Source organism: Nannocystis pusilla (assembly GCF_026626665.1).
Taxonomy (GTDB): domain Bacteria; phylum Myxococcota_A; class Polyangia; order Nannocystales; family Nannocystaceae; genus Nannocystis; species Nannocystis pusilla.
The window spans coordinates 8,631,767-8,644,176 of the sequence record NZ_JAPNKE010000002.1 but is presented as its reverse complement, the minus strand read 5'-3'; the positions used below and the strand labels follow the sequence as shown (position 1 = coordinate 8,644,176).

Genomic DNA, 12,410 nt, shown 5'->3' with positions numbered 1-12,410 from the left:
GGGCTCAGAAGAAGATGCCGCTCACGAGGGTCAGCGGCTCGTGGCGCAGGGTCCGCCAGGTGAAGTCGAGCAGCACGCGGTCGAAGTTGTCGCGCGGGTAGGCGGCGAACACGGCGGCCACCGGCGCCTTCGGCAGGCCGAAGCGGAGCAGGCCGTGGGTGTGCTCGATCTGGACCGCCCGGCGGAACGCGTCGGCCTGCGGCGACAGGTTCGGCACCGGCAGCAGGCGGTGGTTGTAGACCAGGCACTCGTCGACCACGTCCTGCGCGGCGGAGAGCTTGAAGCCGGCCATCTCGCGGGCGAACAGGCTGCGGCTGCGCTCGAGGTAGGTGCGCCCGGTGTCGCCGCGGCTGACGATCCCGAGGTCGTGGCACATGGCGATCGCATACGCCAGGTCGCGCGCGAGCGGGGTGCCTTCGCGCGCGAGCAGCATCTCGGTGAACAGGAACAGGCGCCGGCAGTGGTTGCGGAAGCCGTCGCCGTCGTAGGGGCTGGTGGCCTCGAAGACCTCCTCCGCGTGCGCGGCGAGCGGGCTCGTCGGTAACGAGGGGGCGGCCGGGGCGGTGAAGGTCTCGGTGGCGGACTCGAGCACTGGCCAAAATCTACCGCAGACCCGCGCGAGGCACGACAAAACCGGCGTGAGGCTCCCCCGCGCAAGGCCCGTGGCAGCGGGACGCACGCCTGGGGCAGAACGCGCGCGGGGCGGCGTTTCAGGCCATCGGACGCACACCGAGGTCGCCTAGCAGCAGCTCTACCACGAGGCGCTGCAGCTCGATCCGCCGCGGCTCCGGCAGGCCCATCCATGTCTCGACGCAGATCCCCACGCAGCCGGTGGCGTCGACGATGACCTCCGTGGACGACGTCGCGACAGGGTAGTACTGCGGGGCCCAGCGCTCGTCCTCGCCGGCGATCCGCGCGTTCAGGCGGTCGATCGTGCGGCCGATGATCGCGGGCATCGGCTCCACGCCGTAGACCAGAGTCTGACCGAACGACGGCTTCACGTCGGGGTGGTAGCGCTTGTGGCTCTCGTGCAGCGTGGCCATCAGCGCCGGCCGCTCGGCCAGCACGAGGTCCATGAAGCGGCGGGCCAGCCGGCGCTCGCGCTCGGGTGCGTCGGCGTCGCCGGGGAAGCAGCGGTTGAGATCGAGGCCGCCGGGGGCGCAGCGCTGGCGCGCGCGGTAGGCCGGCGGGTTCATGACCGGGACGACGATCAGGCGCCCGCGCGCGGGACGGATCTGCTCCTCCAGCAGCTCCTGCAGCGCGTGGACACCGGCGATCTCGTCGCCGTGGATGCCGGCCTGGATCAGCGCGACCGGGCCCGGCTCGGCGGCGTCGAAGACGTGGATCGGCAGCGTGGGCGAGAACCAGTGGACCCCGGGCGACAGACGCGACACGCCGCGAGGGTGCCTCACGGGCGCGCCCGAGGGCAAGAGGTCGCGGCTGTCCCGAAGGACATGTCGATCACGGCGGGCCGGGCAGGTCGGTCGGCGCCTCGATCCCAAGCGTGCGGCAGGTGGGCGAGTTGGGGACCGCGGTGTGGTCGGGCATGGTGCCGAGGATCCGGTCGCCGAGGTGGGTGGTGACGCCCTGCCAGTAGTGCTCGTTCTTGAAGTGGTGCAGGCGGTGGTAGCGCCAGATCCGGCGATAGAACTCGCCCTGGGGCTTGTAGCCGGTGTGCGTGAGGTAGTGCGTCCACTCGTAGAGGAAGGCCATCGTCACGCTGCCGACGACGCCGGTGAGGGCCATCTGCGGCGTGGGCGCGAGCATGAACCACACGGCGGAGAACATCGCCAGGCCGAGCCAGCCGGCGCGTCGGGGGATGAAGACCAGCTCGAGCCGCCACGGGTCGCGGTGATGGGCGCGGTGGAACTTGGCGATCTGCAGGTCGAACTTGCGGCCCCACACCGTGGTCGGCTTGAAGTGGAGGATGTAGACGTGGATCAGCCACTCGACGAAGGGCTGGGCCGCGAGGAGGATCGGGACGACGAGTAAGTCGGCCCAGCCGAAGTCGCCGACGGCGATACGCGTGGCGACCAGCAGCGGCCACATGACGGCGAAGATCCGCGGGCTGTGAAAGGTGAAGAAGGCGCGCGCGGCCTGGCCCAGCGTGGGGTTCTTGCCGCCCATTGGATCGTGCTCATTGCTCGTCATCGTCGTCCTCCTCTCCGTTGGCTGCCTGATCGTCAGTGGAGCTCTCGAGCGCCGCGAGCAGCTGCAAGATGCCGCGCGAGCCGTGCTGCATCAGCGCCTGGGCGCTCTGGCCGGCGCCCTCGCCGTCCTTGCGGCGCACCGCGTCGGCGATCCGGCGGTAGGCCGCGAGGTCGCGCAGCTCCTCGCTCATGACCTCGACCAGGGCCTCGCGCATGCCCTCGTAGCTGTGGCGCAGGCCGTTGAAGGCGAGCTGGTAGGCGATGTTCTCGCTGCAGACCGTGAGCAGGTCCCAGAACTGCAGCGCGAGGACCTGGAGCGCGAGCAGATCCTGCTCCTGCGCGGCCATGGCGGCGACCATCTCGTCGAGCTGCAACACCTGGCCGGGGCTGCGGCGCAGCGCGGCCAGGCGGGCGATGTCGGGCGCCATCGCGGCGCGCATCTCCATCACGCTGCGCGCGACGCGGAGGTCGACCGTGCCGTCGTGGTGAAAGAGGAGGCGATTGAGGAGGTCGAGGCTGGCGGTCTGCTTGAAATCGAGCACCCGCGTGCCACCGCCGTGCTGGATCGCGATCAGCCCGGCCTGCGACAACCGCTTGAGCGCCTCACGCACCGCCCCTCGGTTGACCCGCAGAACGTCGCACAGCGCGCGCTCGCTCGGCAGCGGAGTGCCGGGGCGCATGCGGCCATGCACGATCTCCTGGGATAGCTGCTCGAACACAGCGTCGGACAGGGACTTTCGGGCAACGGGCTTGAGGCGCATGAGCGGTGCCTGATGCGCTCAGCATGTCATGCCGAGATTCGATGGTCAACTGGTCATACCAGTTATTAAAATGCGCATGACTTCGCGGCCGAGGCGCGGCCGGCCGGAATCGGCCGAGCGGCGGCCGCGAGCGGCAACCGGGCGAGCGCCGCGGGGCTAGCGCGGATGCGCAGGCCGAAGGGCATCCCCTCACGGTCGGCCGATTGCGAGCCCTCGCAGTCGGGGCACTCGAGCGCGAGGCTCGGCCGACGCGCGGCCGAGGACCATCAGGGGTTCGGAGCGGCGAGGCGAGCGCTCGGGCGAGGCGAGCGCGGCGCTACGCCTGTCTCTTGCGTCATGTCTCTTCGGACACTGCCTCGACGGCCGCGCCGACGCGCTCGAAGCGGCGCCAGCGGCCGGCGATCCGGCGCTCGTGGGGCAGGTAGCGGGCCTTGTAGGCCATCGACGGGCACTCGCGGATGTACAGGCCGAGGTACAGGTAGCGGAGGCCCCAGGCGCGGCACAGCTCGAGCTGTTTCATGATCGAGAACACGCCGGGGGACAGCGGCTCGAAGTCGGGGTCGAAGTAGAAGTAGACGGCGGACAGGGCGTCCTCGGCGCGGTCGACGACGGCGACGCCGATCAGGCGGCCGTCGACGCGGTAGCGGAGCTCGAACGACTCGCAGCAGGTGTCGACGAGGAAGGCGCGGTAGCCGACCTCGTCGATGTCGTGGCCGTCGGCGTTGAGGTCGCGCTCGGCCTTGTGGCGGTTGTAGAGCGCGACCTTCTCGGGGGTGAGCTCGGGCGGACCGATCTCGACGTCGATGCGGCCGAGGCCGCGACGGTACACGCGGCGCTGGGTCTTGTCGGCCACGAAGCGGTCGACGTCGATGCGGATGGGCTCGCAGGCCTGGCAGGTCGGGCAGGAGGTGCGGTACAGCAGGACGCCCTGGCGGCGGTCGCCCACCCGCAGGCGCTCGGCGAACTCTTGCGGGGTGAGCATCCGCGTCGGCACGCGGAGCGGCATTCGAGCGTCGCGCCCCTGGAGATAGGGGCAGACGGTCGCCTCGTCGTATACCAGCAGCTCGGGCGGGTCGGCCGCGAGCAAGCGGGGGCGCCAGCGCATCATCGGTCAGTATACGGGTCCTCGCCGCCGCGAGGCGCGCCATCGGTTTGTACTGGGCGGACTGGGCACTACACTCGCGTGTCATGGCCGAGCCTGAAGTCCTGGACCCCGGCGTTTGGCGGGTCCCGTACGAGACGCCGACGCTGCCGCCGGCGACTGCGACCAATACTTTGATCGTCGGCACGCGGCGCCTCGCGGTCATCGAGCCGGCCACGCCGTTTGCGACTGAGCGGGCCGCGCTCGATGCGTTGCTCACGGAGCGAGCCGGCGTGGGCGCGGAGATCGTCGCCGTGCTCGTCACCCACCACCACGGCGATCACATCGGCTACGCGTTCGAGCTCGCGCAGCGGTGGGGCGCGCCGATCTACGCCCACTCGCTCACCGCGGCCCGCGTGGATTTCCCGGTCGACGTGGCCCTGGCCGACGGCGACCGGCTCGAGCTGGACGACGGATATGTCCTTCGAGCCCTGTTCACGCCGGGCCACGCGCCGGGCCACCTCGTCTATTGCGAGGAGCGGACCGGGATCGCCTACGCCGGCGACCTCGTCGCCGGCATCGGGACGATCCTCATCGACCCTGCCGACGGGGGAGACATGTCGGCGTACCTCGATTCGCTCGCCCGCCTGGGGGCGGCGCGACCGACGGCCCTCGTCCCCTCCCACGGGCCCGTGATCACGGCGCCGCAGGAGTGCCTCGAGCGCTACATCACCCATCGCAGACAGCGCGAGGGCCGGGTGCTCGCCGCCCTGAACGCCGGCGCCACGCGGATGCCCGAGCTGCTCGCCGGCGCCTACGGCGACACCCCGCGGGAGATCTGGTGGCTGGCCGAGCGGTCCCTGGACGCCCACCTGCGCAAGCTCGAGGGCGAGGGCCGGGTCCGCCGCGAGGCCGACGGACAGTTCATCCTGACCTGAACGGGCGCGCCGCCGTACACGGGCTTACCAGACGCGAGCTTGGCGGCGCGCAGTCGCCCGGCGCGTCGCGCGGTCGCCCTTCGCCGGCCGCTGGTGTTAGGATGGACCCGGTTATGCCCAAGGTCTTGATCGTCGAGGACAACGAACTCAGCCGGGACATGCTCTCGAGGCGACTGCGTCGCAAGGGCTACGAGGTGCTCGTCGCCGTCGACGGCGGCGAGGGCGTCGCCATGGTGAAGAAGGAGAAGCCCGACATCGTGCTGATGGACTTGAGCCTCCCCGACATGGACGGTTGGTACGCCACGCGGGTGTTGAAGGAGCACGAGGCGACCGCGAATATCCCCGTCATCGCCCTCACCGCGCACGCCATGTCCGGCGACCGCGAGAAGGCCCTCGAGGCCGGCTGCGACGATTACGACACCAAGCCGATCGACCTGCGGCGGCTGCTCTCCAAGATCAACCGCTTCGTGCCCGACCCTGAGGGCGGCGCCGGCGATCCCAGCGATAGCCGGGCCGGCTGATCACCGACTCTGCGGACGCAGCGTCGTCCGTCGCCGCCTCGCCGGCTCTTGCGATGCCGGCTCGCAGGCCCGACCGACGGCGCGTTCGCGTCTGTCCTTTCCGCCATGTCATCGGGCGCGCCGCGGTCACCCGTCCGCGGACCTGTGCGTCCGTCCGAGCGCCGATCTCCCGGAAAATCGCGCCGGAGGGGCCGGAAAACCGCGATAGAACCGCGTCCGGACCGCCTCCTCACGCGTCCTGCAATTGACACCCCTCGCGGGCCCCTGTAACGCTCTTTTGGCGGGGTTTTCCCCGCGGAGAGCTGCGATCACGGACGCCCACGCACATGCCGGACCGCCCGCCGAGAGCGGGCTCGAACCCCAGGGGGAGGTCGGGGCCGGAGGCCGCCTGGCCGCCCTGCGCGCGCAGATCGAGCAGCGTTTCGGCTACCTGCCGGCGTTCTTCGAGCCGGCCTTCGCCTGTCCGGACACCCTCGCCGACCTGTGGCACGCCGCCAGACACGCCTATCTCGAGTGCCCGCTGCCCGCCGTCTTCAAGGAGCTCACCCTCCTCCTGACCCTGCGTCGGGCCGGCGCCGGCCTCGTCGAGCACGCGCTCGCGCTCACCCGCCTGGGCCTCGCGCCCGCGGCCGTGCTGGCGGCCCTCGACGACCCGCGCGCCTTCATCACCCAGCTGCCGGCCGCCCGCGACGCTCTCGCCGCGCAGCACCTGCACCTCGAGACATGGCCTGAAGACCCTGTCCTTCACGACAGGCTCATGACCTGCGGCCTGGCCTTCGCCGCCGACCCGCAGGGCGGCGCTGACGGGCGGGCCGCGCTGGCCGGGGCGCTGTCGCCGGCGCTGTACACCCGCTGGACCGCGCTGGTCGCCTACGCGCGCGCGGGCCGCGTGGTTCGAGCTGCACCCCGACCTGGCGCAGCGCGTCGACCCGCCGCTGGTCGAGACGCACGCCTGGCTGCTGCGCGAGGCCCGGGGCTCGCGCGTCACTTCGGCGACCCGGCCGTCGGCGCCCGCCCGCTGGTCGCCCCGGCGCTGCTGCGCCTCATCGACGCCGTCCCGACCGGCATCCTCCAGCTCGACGCCCGCGGCGCGATCGTCATGTCGAACACCACCGCGCAGCGGCTGCTCGGTCACAGCGCCGAGGCCCTCGCCGCGCTGACGATCGACGACCTCGAGCGCGGCGCCCTGCGCGACGACGGCCACCCGCTCGCCTCCGCTTCGCCGCTGCGGCGCTGCCTCGAGCAGCACAAGCCGCAGCCGCCGCTCACCGTCGGCCTGCGCACCGCCCGGGGCGAGCTGCTGTGGACCCAACTCGCCGCCGTTCCGGTCGAGGACGACGACCAGGGCGCGGCGATCATGATCACGCTGGTCGACATCAGCGAGCGCCGCAAGATCGAGCGCGCCCTGCAGGAGAGCGAGATCAAGTACCAGCTGCTGGTCGAGGCCAGCGACGTCTTCCTGCTGTGCTTCGACCGCGACGGCGTCATCTTCCACGCCAACGAGCTGATCGCCGACCTCTTCTCTTCGACCGTCGACAGCCTGATCGGCAAGAGCCTCGGCGACCTCGCGCCCGACATGCCCGATCTGGCCGAGGCCTACCTCGCCCGCTTCGCCCAGGTCATGGAGAGCGGCATCGGCGTGTCGGTCGAGGAGATGATCGAGGTCCGCGGCAAGAACGGGTGGTTCTCGTCGACCGTCGTGCCGCTGCGCGACTTCGACGGCGAGGTCACCGGCGTCCAGGTCGTCGCCCGCGACATCACCCGCCGCCGCCGCGCCGAGATCGCCCTGCGCGCCCGCGAGGAGCGCTCGCGCCACGACTCGCTGCACGACCCGCTGACGCGCCTGCCCAACCGCCAGGCCTTCATGGAGAAGCTCGAGACGGCGCTGCAGGGCGTGCGCCAGGGCCGGGCCGCGTTCGCGGTGCTGTGCCTCGACCTCGACCGCTTCAAGAACGTCAACGACAGCCTCGGCCACTCGACCGGCGACCGCCTGCTGATCTCGGTCGCGCGCCTGCTGCAGGACTGCGTCGGCCCCGACGACCTGCTCGCGCGCCTGTCGGGCGACGAGTTCGGGGTCCTGCTGCCCAACGTCCAGGACGCCAGCGACGCCATCCGCGTGGCCGACCGGATCCTCGGCCAGCTCAAGCAGCCGCTCGCCCTGCGCGACCAGGAGGTCTACACCTCGATCAGCGTCGGCATCACCTGGAGCGCGCTCGGCTACGAGCGCACCGAGGACATCCTGCGCGACGCCGACACCGCGATGCACCGGGCCAAGCGGCGCGGCAAGAGCCGCTACGAGCTGTTCGACGCCGACATGCACGCCGAGGCCGTCGCCCAGCTCACGCTGGAGGGCGACCTGCGGCGGGCCATCGAGCGCGGCGAGTTCGAGGTCTACTACCAGCCGGTCATCGACCTCGTCAGCGGCCAGATCAGCGGCTTCGAGGCGCTGCTGCGCTGGAACCACCCGACGCGCGGCCTGGTCCTGCCCGGCGAGTTCATCGGCTGCGCCGAGGAGACCGGCCTCATCATCCCGATCGGCGAGTGGGTCCTGCGCGAGGCGTGCGGCCAGATGCAGCGCTGGCACGCCAAGTACCCCCACCGCGAGGCGCTGTCGATCAGCGTCAACCTCTCGGGCAAGCAGTTCGCCCAGCCGGCGCTGATCGCCAAGGCCCTGCACGAGAGCATGCTCGTCCCGTCGAGCCTCAAGCTCGAGATCACCGAGAGCGTGATCATGGAAGATCCGAAGACCGCCTCCGAGCTGATCGAACAGCTCCGACTCGAGCAGGTCCACTCCTACGTCGACGACTTCGGCACCGGCTACTCCTCGCTCAGCTACCTGCACCGCTTCCCGATGTCGGCGCTGAAGATCGACCGCTCCTTCATCAGCAACATCGGCCCCGACGGCGAGAACGCGGAGATCGTGCGCACCATCGTCACGCTGGCGCACAACCTCGGGATGAGCGTGATCGCCGAGGGCGTCGAGACCCGGGCCCAGCTCGACCTCCTGGCCGAGATGGGCTGCGAGTTCGGCCAGGGCTACTACTTCTCGCGCCCGGTCAACCGCGGCGTCGCCGAGTCGATGATCTCGCGCGACTGCAAGCCGTGACCGCGGCTGTCTCTCGGGACATGTCCCTCAGCGTCCGGCCGCGATCAGCTCGGCCGGCGCCTGCACCAATTCGATGAGCACGCCCTCGCCGCCGATCGGCGCGCCGCCGTCGTCGCCGCGGGGGTGGATGAAGCACACGTCGTGGCCGGACGCGCCGCGGCGGATCCCGCCGGGGGCGAAGCGGACCCCCTGTCCCGAGAGCCAGGTCACCGCCGCGTCGAGGTCGTCGACCCACAGGCCGACGTGATTGAGGGCCGGCTCGTGGACGCGGGGTCGCTTGTCGGGGTCGAGCGGCTGCATCAGGTCGACCTCGACCTGCCACGGCCCCGTGCCGGCGACCGCGATGTCCTCGTCGACGTTCTCGCGCTCGCTGCGGAAGGTGCCGACGATCGGCAGGCCGAGCAGGTCGGACCACAGCCGGCGCAGCGCCGCCTTGTCGCGGCCGCCGACTGCGATCTGCTGGACCCCGAGGACGCGGAACGGGCGGTGTTCGCTGGTCATGCGGGCCTCAATGTAGCGCAGGGTCGACCGCGCTGTGCAGCCGCGGCTCGCCCGGGTCGCCCCGCAACACCTCGGCCTCGTGCGCAGCCAGAACATCGAGCCGCGCCATGAGCTCCGCTTCAGGAACCAGCTCCAGCTCCCGCGCCAGCTCCACGTAACTGTGAAAGTGGCGCGCCTCACATGCCAAGAGCCCGCGGTACAGCTTCACCAGCCCCGGGTCGTCCAGCGTCTCCGCCAGCAGGCGCATCCGTTCGCAGCTGCGGGCCTCGATCAGCGAGCAGCACAGCAGCGTATCGAGCAGGCGCATCGGCTCGTGCGTGCGGGCGGCCGCCATCAGCTTGGCCGCGTAGGGGCTCGGCGTCTGGCGGCGGAACTCCAGCCCGCGCGCGCGCATCACCGCCACCACCTCCTCGAAGTGGGCCAGCTCCTCGCGCGCCAGCCGCGACAGCGGCACCACCATCGCCGGCCGCTCCGGGTAGCGGAAGATCAGCGACAACGCCGTCGACGCCGCCTTCTTCTCGCAGTGCGCGTGGTCGAGGAGGATCTCGGGCAGGTGCTCGCGCGCTCGCGCGGCCCAGCGCTCATCGGTCGGCGCGGCCAGGTGCAGCATCGGCGGCGGCAGTGTACCCTGGCGCTCGCGTGCCTGCCCTGTTCCGTGTCGCGGCCGCCCTCGCGTTCGCCGCCTGCGCCGTCGCCCCGTCCGACATGCCGCCGCAGCCTCCTGGCGGCGCCCCCGCGGCCGCGCGCCCGCTCGGCGTACCCACCCGGATCCTCTCCGCCCACGCCCAGCCCCCGCCCACCGGCGACGAGCGCGAGTACTTCGGCGTCCCGGTCGGCACCCTCGTCTACCTCGTCTTCACCCGCCCGCTCGACCCGGCCGCGCTGATCCCCGGCCGCTTCGTCGTCCTCGCCCGCGACGGCACCCGGCGCGTCCCGATCGCCGCCAGCCTCGCCCCCGCCAGCGAGCGCGACGAGCTCCGGGCGCTCGAGCTCGTCATCCCCGCGCCGCAGCGCGAGCTCGTCAGCGTCACCGTCGCCGGCCAGCTGTTCGACGCCGACGGCCGCGACCTCGACGGCCAGTCCGCCGACGTCGTCGCCGCCGACGCCCCGCCCTTCCCCGTCGCCGCCGAGCTCGTGTCCCAGGGGACAGATTGCCCCGCCCAGCCCGGCGCCGGGGCCCCTGCCGCCGTGCGCGTGGTGGAGCGCCCCGGTCGCCGCGGGGACCGCGGGCGTGCGCCTCTCGCTGGCCGACGGTCGCGCCCTCCCGCCGCTCGCCGTCGCCGACGTCGCCTGCACCCCCGAGCAGCGGCTCGCCGAGGCCGCGCCCGCGTGCGACCCCGAGGACGACAGCGTCCTCGACTACTGCACCCCGGTGGGCGCCGCCATCGAGCGCGTCGAGCTCGACCCTGGCGCCGCGCGCGGCCGCGGCGGCAGCCCCAGCGCCGCCGGCTCGCTACAACTTTCGCACATGTCCTCGGGAACATGAGCTTATCGCCATGACCCGAGGGACACGCACCATGGCGATCGCCCGCATGACGCGGTCGATCTCCCTGCCGATCATCCTCGCCTCCGGGGCCGTCGCCCTGTGCCTGGCGCTGCTGGTCGGCTGGAGCTACCTCTTCCTGCAGAACCCCGAGCTGGTGGCCGACCTGCGGGGCAACTGGTGGCTGCTGGCCGCGGGCATCGGCTCGCTGGTGGTCATCATGTTCGTGATCGTCCTCTTCACGGTCTTCCTGGTCCGGGAGATCCGCGAGGTCCGGCGGCAGACCAGCTTCATCGACTCGGTCACGCACGAGCTCAAGAGCCCGCTCGCCGCGCTCAAGCTGTGCCTCGAGACGCTCGCGCGGCCCGACCTGCCCGGCGCCCAGCACGAGCGGCTGCGGCGGATGATGCACGACGACGTCGAGCGGCTCACCGCCTTCATCGACCGGGTGCTCACCGCCACCCGGCTCGCGGGCGAGGTCCGGCCGTCGCAGCACCTCACCGACATCTCGCTCGCCGAGCTCGCGCGCCGCTGCGCCGCCGGCGTCACTCGCCGCGCCCACCTGGCCGACGACGTCGTCCGCGTCGACATCGCCCCCGAGCTGCGCATCGTCACCGACGAGGTCGCGCTCGCGGCCGTGCTCGAGAACCTCATCGACAACGCGATCAAGTACAGCGGCGACGACGTCGCCGTGGTCGTCAGCGCCGACGCCGTCGAGGCCCGCGGCCAGGTCGCGCTCGAGGTCCGCGACCGCGGGATCGGCATCCCGCGCACCCACCTGCGCCGCGTCTTCGAGCGCTTCTACCGCGTCCCCGACGAAGCCGTCCGCGAGCGCCGCGGCACCGGCCTCGGCCTTTACGTCGTCTCCGCCCTGGTCCGCTCTCTCGGCGGCCGCGCCGAAGCCCTCTCACCCGGCCCCGGCCAGGGCACCACCCTCCGCGTCACCCTCCCCATGCGCCTCCGCTCGGCGTGAACGCTTTCGGAGAGGACGGCGAATTCAGCATGTTTTCCCAGCCGCCTGAAGATTTCTGGAGCCCTCGCCGCCTCGCCGAACCACTCGCGGAGGACCTCGAGTGAGCACCTCGCCCCGACTCCTCCTCGTCGAGGACGAGCAGCACCTCGCCGCCGGGCTCAAGTTGAACTTCGAGCTCGAGGGTTACGCCATCGACCTCGCCAGCAACGCGCGGAGGGCCGCGGAGCTGCTGCTCGCGGCGCGCTACGACGCCATCGTCCTCGACGTCATGCTCCCCGACACCGACGGCTTCGAGCTGTGCAAGAAGTTGCGCGACGGCGGCAACTTCACCCCGGTCCTCATGCTCACCGCTCGGGACTCCACCGACGATCGAGTGCGGGGTCTCGAGGTCGGCGCCGACGACTATCTCGTCAAACCGTTCGAGCTCAGCGAGCTGCTCGCCCGGGTGCGCTCGCTGTTGCGCAGGCGTTCGTGGGAGCGCGAGCAACGCCCGCCGCAAGAGCGACCTGCGCAAGATCTGGCCGCGGTCGCCCCGATCCGCTTTGGCGACGCCGTCATCGACGTCGAGCGCGGCGAGGCGCGCATGGGCGAGCAGGAGGTCAAGCTCACTCGCCTCGAGTTCGACCTCGTGCGCTACTTCGCGGCCAACCCTGGGCGGGTGCTCTCGCGCCAGGAGCTGCAGGAGCAGGTGTGGAAGCTGGCGAACTACCCCAACACGCGGATGGTCGACAACTTCATCATGCGCCTACGGCGCCACTTCGAACCCGACCCGGTGAATCCCGTGTATTTCGTCTCGGTGCGCGGAACGGGTTACAATTCGTGGTCCCGAGTCCGGTGACCAAACCGTGACACGGATTGACCACTCGAGGACAGGCGTCGTTCGGGCATCTCCGGCA

The 12,410-nt window shown here is 71.5% G+C and carries 13 protein-coding genes; 6 read left to right on the top strand and 7 right to left on the bottom strand.

The genetic code is table 11. The features are described 5' to 3' along the window. Nucleotides 1-4: 4 nt before the first annotated feature. The 5 genes from OV079_RS38105 to OV079_RS38085 all read right to left on the bottom strand — a co-directional run bounded on the left by OV079_RS38105 (nucleotide 5) and on the right by OV079_RS38085 (nucleotide 4,019). Nucleotides 5-592 (bottom strand): hypothetical protein, encoded by a 588-nt coding sequence (locus tag OV079_RS38105; protein ID WP_267774523.1) that lies wholly within the window; start codon nucleotides 590-592, stop codon nucleotides 5-7. A gap of 118 nt (nucleotides 593-710) precedes the next feature. Continuing rightward, a complete protein-coding gene (locus tag OV079_RS38100; RefSeq protein WP_267774521.1) occupies nucleotides 711-1,394 on the bottom strand; it encodes a succinylglutamate desuccinylase/aspartoacylase domain-containing protein in 684 nt (227 codons plus the stop codon). 67 nt (nucleotides 1,395-1,461) lie between these two features. After that, nucleotides 1,462-2,151 (bottom strand): sterol desaturase family protein, encoded by a 690-nt coding sequence (locus OV079_RS38095; RefSeq protein WP_267774520.1) that lies wholly within the window; start codon nucleotides 2,149-2,151, stop codon nucleotides 1,462-1,464. Further along, the gene (locus tag OV079_RS38090) at nucleotides 2,138-2,911 is read right to left on the bottom strand and encodes a FadR/GntR family transcriptional regulator (RefSeq protein ID WP_267774518.1); all 774 of its coding nucleotides are present in this window, start codon (nucleotides 2,909-2,911) and stop codon (nucleotides 2,138-2,140) included. Before OV079_RS38090 ends, OV079_RS38095 begins: the two co-directional genes overlap by 14 nt. A 334-nt stretch (nucleotides 2,912-3,245) precedes the next feature. Beyond that, the gene (locus tag OV079_RS38085; RefSeq protein WP_267774517.1) at nucleotides 3,246-4,019 is read right to left on the bottom strand and encodes an arginyltransferase; all 774 of its coding nucleotides are present in this window, start codon (nucleotides 4,017-4,019) and stop codon (nucleotides 3,246-3,248) included. A gap of 80 nt (nucleotides 4,020-4,099) precedes the next feature. On the opposite strand from OV079_RS38085, the gene OV079_RS38080 reads away from it, so the two are divergent. From OV079_RS38080 to OV079_RS38070, 3 genes are all read left to right on the top strand, one after another. Beyond that, a complete protein-coding gene (locus OV079_RS38080) occupies nucleotides 4,100-4,930 on the top strand; it encodes an MBL fold metallo-hydrolase (protein WP_267774515.1) in 831 nt (276 codons plus the stop codon). A 113-nt stretch (nucleotides 4,931-5,043) separates the two neighbouring features. After that, nucleotides 5,044-5,451, top strand: coding sequence for a response regulator (locus OV079_RS38075; RefSeq protein WP_267706268.1), 408 nt, complete (start codon nucleotides 5,044-5,046; stop codon nucleotides 5,449-5,451). Between the two features lie 277 nt (nucleotides 5,452-5,728). Next, on the top strand, nucleotides 5,729-8,557 hold the full coding sequence (locus OV079_RS38070; protein ID WP_267774514.1) for a bifunctional diguanylate cyclase/phosphodiesterase: 2,829 nt from the start codon (nucleotides 5,729-5,731) through the stop codon (nucleotides 8,555-8,557). Nucleotides 8,558-8,584: 27 nt separating this feature from the next. On the opposite strand, the gene OV079_RS38065 is transcribed toward OV079_RS38070, so the two are convergent. Further along, on the bottom strand, nucleotides 8,585-9,058 hold the full coding sequence (locus OV079_RS38065; protein ID WP_267774512.1) for a VOC family protein: 474 nt from the start codon (nucleotides 9,056-9,058) through the stop codon (nucleotides 8,585-8,587). A gap of 7 nt (nucleotides 9,059-9,065) precedes the next feature. Then, nucleotides 9,066-9,668 carry a MiaE family protein gene (locus OV079_RS38060; RefSeq protein ID WP_267774511.1) on the bottom strand — a complete coding sequence of 201 codons (603 nt, stop codon included), beginning with the start codon at nucleotides 9,666-9,668 and terminating at the stop codon, nucleotides 9,066-9,068. 29 nt (nucleotides 9,669-9,697) lie between these two features. Between OV079_RS38060 and OV079_RS38055 the strand changes: the two genes are divergently transcribed. From OV079_RS38055 to OV079_RS38045, 3 genes are all read left to right on the top strand, one after another. Next, nucleotides 9,698-10,558 carry a hypothetical protein gene (locus OV079_RS38055; RefSeq protein WP_267774510.1) on the top strand — a complete coding sequence of 287 codons (861 nt, stop codon included), beginning with the start codon at nucleotides 9,698-9,700 and terminating at the stop codon, nucleotides 10,556-10,558. Continuing rightward, nucleotides 10,555-11,514, top strand: coding sequence for a sensor histidine kinase (locus tag OV079_RS38050; protein ID WP_267774508.1), 960 nt, complete (start codon nucleotides 10,555-10,557; stop codon nucleotides 11,512-11,514). Before OV079_RS38055 ends, OV079_RS38050 begins: the two co-directional genes overlap by 4 nt. A 100-nt stretch (nucleotides 11,515-11,614) precedes the next feature. After that, complete coding sequence (locus OV079_RS38045; protein WP_267774506.1) at nucleotides 11,615-12,352, top strand: response regulator transcription factor; 738 nt, start codon at nucleotides 11,615-11,617, stop codon at nucleotides 12,350-12,352. Nucleotides 12,353-12,410: the final 58 nt, after the last annotated feature.

Coding starts and splice junctions, on each gene's coding strand:
- OV079_RS38095 (WP_267774520.1), bottom strand. CDS start 2,151: ATGACGAGCAATGAGCACGATCCAATGGGCGGCAAGAACCCCACGCTG.
- OV079_RS38090 (WP_267774518.1), bottom strand. CDS start 2,911: ATGCGCCTCAAGCCCGTTGCCCGAAAGTCCCTGTCCGACGCTGTGTTC.
- OV079_RS38085 (WP_267774517.1), bottom strand. CDS start 4,019: ATGATGCGCTGGCGCCCCCGCTTGCTCGCGGCCGACCCGCCCGAGCTG.
- OV079_RS38080 (WP_267774515.1), top strand. CDS start 4,100: ATGGCCGAGCCTGAAGTCCTGGACCCCGGCGTTTGGCGGGTCCCGTAC.
- OV079_RS38075 (WP_267706268.1), top strand. CDS start 5,044: ATGCCCAAGGTCTTGATCGTCGAGGACAACGAACTCAGCCGGGACATG.
- OV079_RS38065 (WP_267774512.1), bottom strand. CDS start 9,058: ATGACCAGCGAACACCGCCCGTTCCGCGTCCTCGGGGTCCAGCAGATC.
- OV079_RS38060 (WP_267774511.1), bottom strand. CDS start 9,668: ATGCTGCACCTGGCCGCGCCGACCGATGAGCGCTGGGCCGCGCGAGCG.
- OV079_RS38050 (WP_267774508.1), top strand. CDS start 10,555: ATGACCCGAGGGACACGCACCATGGCGATCGCCCGCATGACGCGGTCG.